Raw genomic sequence first — 12,254 nt, forward strand, 5'->3', positions numbered from 1 at the left:
TATTACAGAGAAAAATTTTAATCAATTAAAATAATTTTTACCTAAACTCATCCTATCATTATACTGAGATAATTAACTGCAAACCGGATTTATGAGTCAGTGCCTTAACCCCGTGTGTCTACAGCAAAACCCACCAAAAACTATCCTTTGTCAATCCTGTGGTAGTCAAATAGTGCTGAAAGAACGGTATCGCGCTATCCGCATTATTGGTGAAGGTGGTTTTGGGCGGACATTTTTAGCAGTAGACGAACAAAGATTAGATACCCGCTGCGTTATTAAGCAATTTCTAACCCAACAATCAGGAAGTGCTGCGCTCAAAAAAGCTACAGAGCTATTTGAACAAGAAGCATTCAGACTCAACGATTTAGGGAAACATCCCCATATTCCAGATTTACTCGCATTCTTTCCCCAAGAAGGCAGACTGTATCTAATTCAAGAATTTATCGAAGGTCAAAATTTATTAAACGAACTGCGACAAAAGGGGAAAATTAGCGAATTTGAAGTAAAAAAAATCCTAATTGAATTATTACATATTTTACAATTTGTTCATAACAATAAAGTAATTCATAGAGATATTAAACCAGAAAATATTATTAAACATTCGCAAACAGGCGCTTTATTCCTAATTGATTTTGGAGTTTCCAAAGAGGTAGGTAACAACGTTCTCACCAAACTGGGAACAGTTACAGGTACACCTGGTTATGCACCACCAGAACAATTTCGCGGCATAGTTTATCCCAACAGCGACCTTTATAGTTTAGCTGTAACTTGTATTCGATTATTAACAGGATATTTCCAAAAACCTGATGGTACTGATCTACTATTTGATTTAACAATCATGCAATGGATATGGAAAAAATATATATTTGTGAATCATGACTTAGAAATAATATTAGATAAAATGCTGCAAGACCTACCCTCAAATCGCTTTCAGTCTGCAACAGAAATTTTATCAGTATTGCAACCACAGCAAGTTTCACCAATAACCATTTCTCCTAATCACTCCCGGCAAGTTACTACAACAATTGTTTCCCCAAAACAACCCATAGTTTTTAGAGACAATTTAGGAAATAATTTATTTTTGGAAATGGTCGGTATTCCTGGTGGCACATTCTCTATGGGTTCACCAGAAGGAGAGGGATATAAAAATGAAAAACCCCAACATCAGGTGACAATTTCACCTTTCTATATCGGAAAATACCCAATTACCCAAGCACAATGGCAAAAAATCGCCAGTTTACCGAAAATAAACATAGATTTAAACCCTAAACCCTCATACTTCCAAGGTGCAAATCTGCCAGTAGAAAAAATATCATGGTTAGATGCCCAGGAATTTTGTGCTAGGTTGGGGGAACACACAGGTAAGATGTATCGCTTACCTAGCGAGTCTGAATGGGAATATGCCTGTAGAGCCAAGACTACAACTCCATTTTACTTCGGTGAAACCATTAATACAGATGTAGTTAATCATAATAACAAATACAAACAGACCACAGATGTAGGCGAATTTCCCCCTAACAACTTTGGTTTATATAATATGCACGGTAATGTATGGGAATGGTGCGAAGATTCTTGGCATAAGGACTATACAAATGCACCCAGTGACGGTAGTGCTTGGACTGGTAACGATAGCAAACGCATATTGCGCGGTGGTTCTTGGCTTCAAGAGGCTGGGAACTGCCGTTGTGCCTATCGTAACTACATAGTTGCTGGTGGCAGTAACTACGGTAGTGGTTTTCGAGTCGCGTGTTCTTCTGCCTAATTCCTAATCTTCAATTCCCGCATCTCGTAATCGTTTCTCCAACTCCGCTAACCGTTGTAAAGCTCTCTCCTTTTCTCGTCTTTCTTGTTCTTTTTCGCGTCTTTCTTGCTCTTTTTCTCGTCTTTCTTGTTCTTTTTCTCGTCTTTCTTGTTCTTTTTCTGCGCGTTCCTTCTCAACCGACTCAAACCCCCACAATAACAAATTACCTTCCTGATCCCACCAGCGCAACCAATAACCATCACGGTTTTCGCGCTTTCCTTGCCATACACCAATAAATAAATCCATTTCCCCTAACCAATAACGGTTATTTTCATCAGGGGAACGTAATTGATATTTTCCTGAACTTTGTAAGCGATGAAATTCTAAAACACCCGTATCAGGTGCAAAAATCAGATAATTTGCAACTTCTAACACCTCTTCATAAAAAAACCATTTACCAGGGGGAAAAGTCCGTTTACTGGAATATTCACTCCCATTTGCGTCAGAAAGAAATTCCATCACCACAACCGGTATTTCACCCTGTTTGTGAGGAGTATAACTACGTTGTATTTGCTCTCTAGGCACAGTAATTTTGGGTATGTAAGCCCAATCAGGTGCTTTGATGACAATTTTGCCATTAACTACGGTACAAATGCCGTAATTGGTCGTAGCCAGGGCTGTTTCTGGGAGTTTCCCTGCCAGTTGCAGGCTTTCCGTCAGTGCAGCGGCTAAAGAAGGTTGATTAACATTATCCACTGGTTCATCTTCTAAAACAAAATCTTCAGGCAAGAGTTCCCAGGTAATCTTGTGGGTCGAAGCAGTAACAACCATAACAACCACAAATAAGGGATTAATTACCTATTATAGTATTTATCAATTCATTTTTCGGGAAATTGCCCTGGAAAAGTTGATTAATATAGCAGATATGTATGGTGTGTAAAGCCATTGAGGGCATGGCTACGCTTCTTAGAGCGACAGCGCAACGCACCATTATTGAAAATTTAATGCCAAGTAGGTGAACACAATAAAACCAACCTGTGTAAAGAAACGTAAAATCGCTGAAAACTTCTTTACTCTTGCCTCTTGCCTCAATACTGCTCGGTTAAGGAAAATGGGGAGTAAAACCAATAGAAAAGTGTTCGCGTTTTATTTACGAGAACAAAAAAATTGAGAGACTTACTTTTTCTTTTTGAGGCTATCGTACAAATCAACCCAATTTTGTCGGAGAGAATCAATACATGATTGTAAGTAATCAACTTGGGTTCTCCTAGCTACTTGCATGACTGCATCAACGTGAGCCGGACTTCCAGCCTTGCCTAAATGCTTGTATTTACTCAATTTGTCGGGTTGAGTGGTAGGAAAAATTGGGTGATTAGCGTGTAATTTGTAGTACCAATAAACCCCTTGTTTACCCCGTGCTTGGTAACGGGAAACACAGCAACCAGATGGTGCTATTTCTCCACCAGCCTTAATTTGTTGAATCATCAGTTGCAACGTCGCAATGGCTTGTTGCAGCAGTTCCGCTCTGGAAATTAGATCATCTTCTTTCGTAGACATAATGAATTGAAAGGACCTGAGTTCGATATAAATAATCATCCTGAAAACTAATTATATCAGGCTTTTCTCAATTAGCAATGATTATTGACAATAAATAAACAAGAGAAAACAATCCAAAATTGAATATTTTGGACTCACAATTTAAGGTTGATACACAACTTTATCTTATTTTATTTTCAAAATGAGAATTGCTGTTCTTGACTTTAATATGTAGACACAATGAATGTTCCTATGGTAGTATCTTCTGAGACACCAGCCACAGCAATGAGCTTCTGTCTAATTTCCCCAGAGGCTCATTGCTACATAATGCCTGGGACGATCACCAAATTATTGAGGAAGAATTATGAATCCTATTTCTAATGAGTCGATTGATGCCAGTGTTGAACAGCGCAAGAAAGCAAAAAAGAGTCCTATCCAGCGCTCTATTCAATGGTTTTCTGGAGGCTTAACAGCAGCCTTAATTTTGTCCTATGGTGGGGCTGCAATTAAGGCAGAAACATCAAAACCTACTGCCGCTCAAGAAGGTGTTACCAACTTAAAACAGGACGGAATTTCACCTAAGCAAGGCTCCACCCCCTCCGAGTTGGAACCCAATTCTTCCTATAAGATTTCCCGTGGTGAGTTGACAGCCCAACAAAAACAATTTGTAGGAAGCTGGCGATTGGTATCCTGGATAAATAAGGATGCAAAGGGGAACGTTACCCATCCATTTGGGAAAGATTCTGTTGGTTACCTTATGTACACTCCCGATGGACATATGTGTGTAACCTTTTCAAAAAACAAACGTCCTAATTTTCCTTCAGGAGATATTTTGGGGGGAACGCTAGAAGAACAGGCAAAAGCAGTACAAACATATATTACCTATTGCGGTAAATATGAACTCCAAAAAGGTAAAGTGGTTCATCGTGTTGAAGTCAGCCTGTTTCCAAATTATGTTGGTACAAATCAAGTACGCATTTATAGTTTTGAGAATGGCAAGCTAGTATTGACTCATGCTCCAGAGATGATGGATGGCAAGCTACAAACTCCCTTTATAACTTGGGAGCGCTTTTCAAAATAACAGTTCACGGAATTCCCAAACGTTATCGGGAAAAACAGCTACACTATTGCAATGCCTTGTCCATTTTTTGTAGGTTGGATTGGGTTACGCTGTCGCGTAACCCAATCCAACCTACAAATCAAGACTTTTGTTGATTTGGATAAGGTATTGCTATTGATAGTAAATTAAAAGGCATGGATGTAAACTGCCTCATTTTCCGAATTAAAATTTGCCACTCTTGTTTCCAGAGATACTACCAACCACTCGTTGAGAATCTACCACTCTGGTAAACAAGCGTTGTATTTACAGATTCAATCGTGTCTCATAAGACAAATATTATTTATGAAACCAGAAATACCTAATCTTTGGATTAAATGCCCCCAATCCAATCCCCAAGCCAAGTTACGCTTATTTTGCCTACCCTATGCAGGAGGTGGGACATCCATTTTTCGTCTCTGGCCTCGAGAATTGCCCTCAAATGTAGAGGTTTGTGCGATTGAACTGCCTGGAAGAGAAAATCGCATCAAAGAAAAACCAATTTCAAATCTTGAAATTCTGACAGAGAACTTAGTAGATGTCTTACTGCAACATTTGGATAAGCCATTTGCGATCTTTGGTCATAGTATGGGATCGCTAATTGCTTATGACCTAGCTAGAAAACTCCGGCAAAGAAACGTCAATCCGGTTTATGTGTTTTTATCAGGTCGTCCTGCCCCTAACATACCTGAATTATATCCGCCCCTTCATTTGTTACCTAATGCAGAATTTATTGAAAAATTAACCAATGTTTACTCTGCCATACCAGAAGTAGTCCTACAAGACCAAGAACTTATGGAGTTGTTCTTGCCTACCTTGCGAGCAGACATGACTTTAGTAGAAACATATATCCATTCCCAAGTCGAGCCTCTTGATTGTCCCATTTTTGCTTTGGGTGGTCTTGAAGATCCGGAAGCCAGTTACGATAATCTTGTTAGTTGGCGTGATTACACCCGTTCCTCATTTTCAATAGAGATGTTCCCAGGTGGACACTTCTACCTCAATGAAAATAGACAAGCTTTGTTGCAGTTTATGTCTCAAACCCTGAAAGACTTATAACTTGCACAAAGTCATTGTAGCTTGATAGCTCTTTGACTCAACCTTTGACCTTTTAAAAATCGTCCTCAATAACCATTGGTGACAAGTCAAACAAAAGCCGCCTTTATTAATCAGTAGCTATACTTGAATTTAGGCAAAATAATGTACTTAGATTAACATCAATACTGGATTTTTAGAATGCGATAGCGAAGCTGATCGAAGGTATCCCATCCTGAAAATCATGTTTTTCAGCTTAATTATCAAGATTTATTAAGTATAATTGCTTGTTGATAAATGGACAATAACTGTAACTTGTCACCAATGCTCAGTAACACTGCCCATAACTCACTTCTCGATCTATGAACCAAACACTTCCAGCGCAATATAGCTTTATCCCCCGCTATTTCCGACTGGCTCTAGCCAACGTCCTATCCAGTATTATGATTCCACTGGCAAATATAGTCAGTGTCATCTTTTTGGGTCATCTTGAAGACATCCGTCACTTCGCTGGAGTGAGCATTGCTGGAAACTTGCTGAATTTTTTCTATTTGGCTTTATTCTTTTTACGCATGGGAACTACTGGACTCACAGCACAGGCAGTTGGACGGGATGACCGAGAAGAGATGTTGTTGGTGGGGCTGCGTAACGGCTTGATTGCTCTAGTCATAGGTATCACCCTCATCCTCTTACAATATCCTTTAGGAGAACTTGGGTTTGCTCTGCTAAATGCTGACCCAGAGATAAAATCTTCGGGCCTTGCCTATTTCAACACCCAAATTTGGGGAGCGCCTGCAATCTTACTCAATTTTGTATTGATAGGTTGGTTTCTAGGACGAGAAAAAAATAGCTTAGTTGTGCTAATTTCAGTCCTTGGTAATGGCAGCAAAATTGTACTTGATTATGTATTTATTATCCACATGGGATGGGAAAGTACAGGGGCAGGAATATCCTCTGCTACAAGCCAATATTTATCTTTATTCATGGGATTGATATTTTTTTGCCAGGAATTTCAGTGGTTGGAAATTCGATCTTTATCTGGAAAAATATGGGACATTTCAGCTATAAAATCTAACTTAGCTCTCAATATGAATATCCTGATCAGCAATTGTATTTGTCTGCTTACCACATTCATATTCAGCTATCAAGGAGTCCAACTGGGAACGTTGATTTATGCTCAAAATACCTTAATGTGGCAAATATTTAGCTTTAATACATATTTTGTAGAGGGAATGGGATTCGGTACAGAAGCTTTGGTTGGAAACTTTAAAGGAAAAGGATCTCGACAACAATTACCTCCCTTAGTAGGTTTTTCTATTTTAGCTGCTCTCGTGGTAGCAGTGTTTTTTGGTGGAGTATGTGTGCTATTTCCAGATACTGTTTTTAGTTGGTTCACTAACCACACTGAAGTAACCTCAAATATAAATACTTTTCTTCCTTGGTTACAACTTACCTTAGCTTTTAGTTCAATCAGTTTTGCGATGGAAGGATACTTCTTAGGTTTAGCCCAAGGATACACCCTCCGCAATGTTAGCTTAATTGCTCTTGTAGTTGGGTTTATACCTGCCAGTTTCGCTGCCATTAAGTTTTCCAGCAACCATATCTTGTGGTTAAGTGTATCTTTATTTCATGCAGTCAGAATGGTGATGTTTTTGGTAAATCTGCCCAGTACATTTGGCGATGATATTAATGCCAGTGATGTCTCGGTTACGAATTTAGAGGTGAAATAGGAGTGCAACCGGGATACCTCCAAGTGCGATTTGTTCTGGAGAAACCAATTTTTTGGGAGGCTAAGAAAGGTAGATCGCCCAACATGAATGGGCTTAATAAGTGAGGAAAGATACTAGAACTTACGCATTGACACATGAGACAATAAATGCAGAGACATAACCTTTATGACTTTTGAAAGTATCTCTCCTCACTTATTAAGCCCATTCATGTTGGGTGATCTACCTTTAAAGAATCGCGTGGTCATGGCACCCTTGACTCGTTCGCGGGCTGGAGTGGAGCGGATTTCCAACGCACTGATGGCTGAATACTATGCTCAACGGGCATCGGCTGGTCTAATCATTGGTGAAGCAACCACGATTTCAGAACAAGCGAACGGTTGGCTGAACTCACCCGGCATCTATTCCGATGAGCAAACCAGTGGCTGGAAACAGGTCGTCGATGCTATTCATGCTAAAGGCGGACATATCTTCCTCCAGATTAAGGAGATAGTAGAGGCGGTTCTGACGGTGTGGCCAGCCAACCGGGTGGGAGTCCGAATTAATCCCAACGGCGTAGATGGTGAAATGATTGCCTTTGAACGACTTTATATCAGCAATCCTGACTTGGTTTTCAGCTATCTGGATATCCTCAATTTCCCATATCCCACAGGGAAAAATGCAACTCTTTTAAGACGCAATAAGCCAAAACCTTGCACTTTTTGTGATATAGAAGATATTTTTGGTTAACTATTCAAGCGATCGCGGCTATATTCCTGAAGATTTGTTTAAAGAGTTATATGAACTTGCACACTTTTTAGGTGATCGCTATCCCTTAACAAATCAAGAAAGTATCTTGTATTCTTCTTGTAGTTGTCTATTTGACAGAAGCATCCGCCCACCCCCTCCCCGCAAGCGAGGCTACGGTGTACACACAAGTCCTATCTGTCTACGTTGTCAAATAGATTGGTAGCCACAACAAACAATATTCAATAGGAGAAGAAAAATGGAAGCTACGGCAAATAACCACTTAAACAATGTCGATTTTATCAAGGATAAAGAATTACTAAATTATCTGAACAATTGGCAGCCACACCCAGTGGAAAGAGCAGTATGCTTGCCAGCATTCATGTATGTATCTGATGAGGTTTATCGGCTGGAAAGAGAGAAATTATTTAGTCGTTCCTGGCTCTTTGTTGGTTTTACCAATCAGTTGGAAAAACCTAAATCTTATTTTACTGTGAGTATTGCAAATATTTCTCTACTGATTGTTAAAAATGAGGAAGGTAATTTACGTGCTTTTCGTAATATCTGTAGTCATCGATTCACACCCCTAGCTTTAGAAAATGGTAAGGCTAATTGTTTTGTGTGCCCTTATCATGGTTGGACCTATGACCTAGAAGGAAAATTAACAGGCGTCACTGAATTTGAAAAACATGAAGATTTTGATATGTCAAAATATGGACTGTCATCTTTTCATATTGATACTTGGGGACCCTTTATATTTGTTAATCTTGATCCCAATTGTTCTCCCTTAAAAACACAGCTTGGCAAACTACCTAAACTATTTGATGATTATAAAATTAGTGAATTGAGTCATGTTCATACCCATGATTATCAAGCCAATATTAATTGGAAGCTTTATGTAGAAAATACCGTTGAGAATTATCATGTACCATTTCTTCACAAAGGTACTAATGAAATACCTCAACTTGACTGGGTCTCCCCTGTAAAGAGTTTTTTTCAAGGAAAAGATAATTACTACGTAGAATATTCTTCCTTTTCGACAAAAGAAGAGATAGAACCGGGTACAGTCATAGAAGGATTACCTCCTAAATTGATGCAAGGTTATTTCTGGTTATCGTTTTGGCCGAATTTTTGCCTATTTTGTCTGCCAAATCTTGTACTAGTGTTTCTAATTGATCCAATCAGTGTATCTCAAACAAGAATCCGTTGGACTTGGTTAGTTCCTAATACCACAGAAGCAAAATCTGCAGAGAATGTTCAATCACTAGTTGAGGAGTATGATAAGATACAACTCCAGGATTTAAGTTTATTGCCAAAAATACAGAATGAGCTAGCTTTCCTTCGTTCATCTGCTGGTCCGTTATCTCCTAGCAAAGAACCAATGGTACACCGATTTCACGAGTTCTTAATGGCATACCTAACTGATTCAATCGGAATGCAGAAGTTCCAGAATAGAAATTTTGATGAGGAAGACTTGTTCTAAGTGGCGTTGCTGATTTACAGGATGAAAGACTGAATCTGCTCACCTAAGAAAATGTGTAGGGGCGCAACAGCTATCATTGGTGTCAACTTAAGGAATATTGCGGGGGTGCGATCGCTCGCCTACGAATCACGATCACGCCCCACAGCTTACCGAATAACTCGTAGGAACTCTATATAAAGATCACCAACGGGCTATTGTGGCTGGCGAATCATTCTGACAATAATCGGTGCATCACCAACTTGATACTGGCTAATTAACTCAAACCCTTGCTTTTTATAGAATGCTATGTTTCTTGGAATGCAGCCGCAGGTTTCCACACAGGCAGGAATACTATCGCGATCGCATTGTCTGAGAATAGGCCGCAATAGGGCTAGACCAAAGCCTTTACCCTGTTGAATTGGCTCCACACCTAGAAAGGACAGATACCAGTAAGGTTGACTAGGATGATCATTCCCCAATTGTTCAAACAATTCAAATGCCTCTGCTTGGCGTGACTCAGCGATACCTTCTTGAAATACTTTCCTTAATGGTTCTGCATCCCATTCTATCCCTGGCGGAATCCATTGCACTGCACCTCCATAACCATCAACATAATAAGAAGTCTGATGGGCTAAGGACTCGTTAATATATGTTTCAAATAGGAGTGGGAAATAAGTGAGATATTGATCGGGGTCAGGAAAGAGCCAGCGGGCAACAGGATCGTTGTTAAAGGCTAGAACCATTGCAGCATTAATATGTCTCTGGTCGGAAGCTGATGCAGTTCTGATCTGAATGTCCTTATGTTTTATTGAAGGATTGATTTGAGCCGACTTTGTAGCGATGATGCTATCGTCAATAGGATTTGTATTCATTTCGGAGGAAGACATGGGCTATTCTCACCATTAGTTGATTATAAATTTTTGGACAGTAAGAAGGTAGTAAACAATTAGCTATAGCGGTTATCGGTTGAGTTAAATACAAGAACTCCACCCCCGCAAGCGAGGAGGGGGCTTATGACTGTATCTCACTCAAGTGCTTTTGGATAAATCTCTATCAATTCTCGCAAACCCGAAAAGTCCATCAACCGTTCTCTCTCTAGGGGTAACATTATAGCTAGGACAATAGCAGAAGTGATCCGTTGCAAGTCGGTAACTTCCTAGATCACAATATCCACCTAAAATATATGCCTCTTCATTGTAGGAACAAATCATTCCATGGTGAGTGACATAGTGTGGTAAAGTGACAAATATAAATGTTTCACCGCCGTTATTATGTTGCCTTAAAAGCTTTTTTTTATTTGTTACTTTCTCTGTATCACTCCAAGGCAAGAATTTGCTATCCAATGCTGGAATAAATTCACTTATTCTCGCACCTGGATGATTGGTTTCTGCATCTTGGTACTGGAGGGGAACTGGCCCGTTTTCCATCCAAAGAATTTCCGCTTCCTCTTCACCTAAAACTTGCCAAGATTCTACTTTTACTCCAGCAGGAATAAAGGAGTAACCATGTTGATCTAGTTCCCATTCACCAATTTGAATCTTGCCAGCAAGAATAAAAATTTCCAAGTCAGCAGTGAATATCCCAGATGGCGCCGCAAATTTGGGCGGTAGGATTACTCTGGAAGTAGATGCACCACAATCATGCCACGTCAGCAATCTTCGTCTTCCTGCTAGGACTTGATCGGACATTCCACTGATTCGCCATCCTGGTTCTTCTGGCACGGTATTTGTATTGAAAAATTGATACTGATACGGCACATACTCTTTCGATATGTCCGTACACCTTCCTGATAGGTGCAAGCGTCCACTCCCATCTCCCCCCCAATCTTCTTGGATCGGCACTATACTTAAAAAATTATCCGTTTGGTCTGTTTCGGACAAATTAAAACTTCTATTCGCGTCACCCATAATTCCCATTCTTCTGCTTATATGCTTGCCATTACAGAGTCTATTTTATAGCCTAAACTGTCATTTTCTGTAAACGCATCATTTGCTTGACAAATATTCTAATATTTTTTTATGTTATGTGATGAGTAAATCGTTTGGGAGCCATCTCTATCAATTCTGGCAAAACCAAAAAATCCATCAACCGTTTTCTCTCTAGGGATAATATTATAGCTAGGACAATAGCAGAAGTGATCCTTTGCAAGTCGGTAACTTCCTAGATCACAATATCCACCTAAAATATATGCCTCTTCATTGTAGGAATAAATCATTGCATCATGAGTGACATGATGTGGCAAGATGGCAAATATCAATGTTTCGCCGCCGTTATTATGTTTCCTTAAAAACTTTTTCTTGATTGTTACTTTCTCTGTATCACTCCAAGGCAAGAATTTGCTATCCAAAGCTGGAATAAATTCACTTATTCTCGCACCTGGATAATTGGTTTCTGCATCTTGGTATTGGAGGGGAACTGGCCCGTTTTCCATCCAAAGAATTTCCGCTTCCTCTTCACCTAAAACTTGCCAAGATTCTACTTTTACTCCAGCAGGAATAAAGGAGTAACCATGTTGATCTAGTTCCCATTCACCAATTTGAATCTTGCCAGCAAGAATAAAAATTTCCAAGTCAGCAGTGAATATCCCAGATGGCGCCGCAAATTTGGGCGGTAGGATTACTCTGGAAGTAGATGCACCACAATCATGCCACGTCAGCAATCTTCGTCTTCCTGCTAGGACTTGATCAGACATTCCACTGATTCGCCATCCTGGTTCTTCTGGCACGGTATTTGTATTGAAAAATTGATACTGACGCGGCACATACTTTTTCGATATGTCCGTACACCTTCCTGATAGGTGTAAGCGTCCACTCCCATCTCCCCCCCAATCTTCTTGGATCGGCACTATACTTAAAAAATTATCCGTTTGGTCTATTTCGGACAAATTAAAACTTCTATTCGCGTCACCCATAATTTCCCATTTTCCTGTTT

12 protein-coding genes are annotated in these 12,254 nt (G+C 39.7%); 7 read left to right on the plus strand and 5 right to left on the minus strand.

The genetic code is table 11. From position 1 onward, the window contains the following. The first annotated feature begins 91 nt into the window (after nt 1-91). Nucleotides 92-1,762: a bifunctional serine/threonine-protein kinase/formylglycine-generating enzyme family protein gene (locus AA650_RS19170; protein WP_053540248.1), complete on the plus strand. Its 1,671-nt coding sequence runs from the start codon at nt 92-94 to the stop codon at nt 1,760-1,762. Nucleotides 1,763-1,765: 3 nt separating this feature from the next. Here the strand turns inward: AA650_RS19170 and AA650_RS19175 are convergent, their stop codons facing one another. Together AA650_RS19175 and AA650_RS19180 are read right to left on the minus strand one after the other, a co-directional pair. Beyond that, entirely contained in the window at nt 1,766-2,572 is an 807-nt protein-coding gene (locus tag AA650_RS19175) for a hypothetical protein (RefSeq protein ID WP_053540249.1), read from the minus strand. Between the two features lie 345 nt (nt 2,573-2,917). After that, nucleotides 2,918-3,298, minus strand: a complete 381-nt coding sequence (locus tag AA650_RS19180; RefSeq protein ID WP_053540250.1) for a hypothetical protein — start codon at nt 3,296-3,298, stop codon at nt 2,918-2,920. Nucleotides 3,299-3,641: 343 nt separating this feature from the next. Here AA650_RS19180 and AA650_RS19185 point away from each other — a divergent pair, with 343 nt between their 5' ends. The 6 genes from AA650_RS19185 to AA650_RS19205 all read left to right on the plus strand — a co-directional run bounded on the left by AA650_RS19185 (nt 3,642) and on the right by AA650_RS19205 (nt 9,344). Continuing rightward, nucleotides 3,642-4,358 carry a lipocalin-like domain-containing protein gene (locus tag AA650_RS19185; protein WP_053540251.1) on the plus strand — a complete coding sequence of 239 codons (717 nt, stop codon included), beginning with the start codon at nt 3,642-3,644 and terminating at the stop codon, nt 4,356-4,358. 321 nt (nt 4,359-4,679) lie between these two features. Continuing rightward, nucleotides 4,680-5,432: a thioesterase II family protein gene (locus tag AA650_RS19190; protein ID WP_053540252.1), complete on the plus strand. Its 753-nt coding sequence runs from the start codon at nt 4,680-4,682 to the stop codon at nt 5,430-5,432. Nucleotides 5,433-5,770: 338 nt separating this feature from the next. Continuing rightward, on the plus strand, nt 5,771-7,138 hold the full coding sequence (gene gntT / locus AA650_RS19195; protein WP_053540253.1) for a guanitoxin biosynthesis MATE family efflux transporter GntT: 1,368 nt from the start codon (nt 5,771-5,773) through the stop codon (nt 7,136-7,138). 165 nt (nt 7,139-7,303) lie between these two features. Then, nucleotides 7,304-7,864 carry an oxidoreductase gene (locus AA650_RS19200; protein ID WP_053540254.1) on the plus strand — a complete coding sequence of 187 codons (561 nt, stop codon included), beginning with the start codon at nt 7,304-7,306 and terminating at the stop codon, nt 7,862-7,864. Then, nucleotides 7,857-8,087: a hypothetical protein gene (locus tag AA650_RS28195; protein WP_168635025.1), complete on the plus strand. Its 231-nt coding sequence runs from the start codon at nt 7,857-7,859 to the stop codon at nt 8,085-8,087. Before AA650_RS19200 ends, AA650_RS28195 begins: the two co-directional genes overlap by 8 nt. A gap of 33 nt (nt 8,088-8,120) precedes the next feature. Beyond that, nucleotides 8,121-9,344, plus strand: coding sequence for an aromatic ring-hydroxylating oxygenase subunit alpha (locus AA650_RS19205; RefSeq protein ID WP_053540255.1), 1,224 nt, complete (start codon nt 8,121-8,123; stop codon nt 9,342-9,344). A 191-nt stretch (nt 9,345-9,535) separates the two neighbouring features. Here AA650_RS19205 and AA650_RS19210 read toward each other — a convergent pair whose 3' ends face one another. From AA650_RS19210 to AA650_RS19220, 3 genes are all read right to left on the minus strand, one after another. Further along, entirely contained in the window at nt 9,536-10,210 is a 675-nt protein-coding gene (locus tag AA650_RS19210) for a GNAT family N-acetyltransferase (protein ID WP_053540256.1), read from the minus strand. Between the two features lie 141 nt (nt 10,211-10,351). Beyond that, entirely contained in the window at nt 10,352-11,044 is a 693-nt protein-coding gene (locus AA650_RS19215; protein WP_325064574.1) for a DUF4437 domain-containing protein, read from the minus strand. A 284-nt stretch (nt 11,045-11,328) separates the two neighbouring features. Beyond that, entirely contained in the window at nt 11,329-12,234 is a 906-nt protein-coding gene (locus AA650_RS19220) for a DUF4437 domain-containing protein (RefSeq protein WP_053540257.1), read from the minus strand. Nucleotides 12,235-12,254 lie beyond the last annotated feature (20 nt).

The sequence above is a fragment of the Anabaena sp. WA102 genome (assembly GCF_001277295.1).
Taxonomy (GTDB): domain Bacteria; phylum Cyanobacteriota; class Cyanobacteriia; order Cyanobacteriales; family Nostocaceae; genus Dolichospermum; species Dolichospermum heterosporum.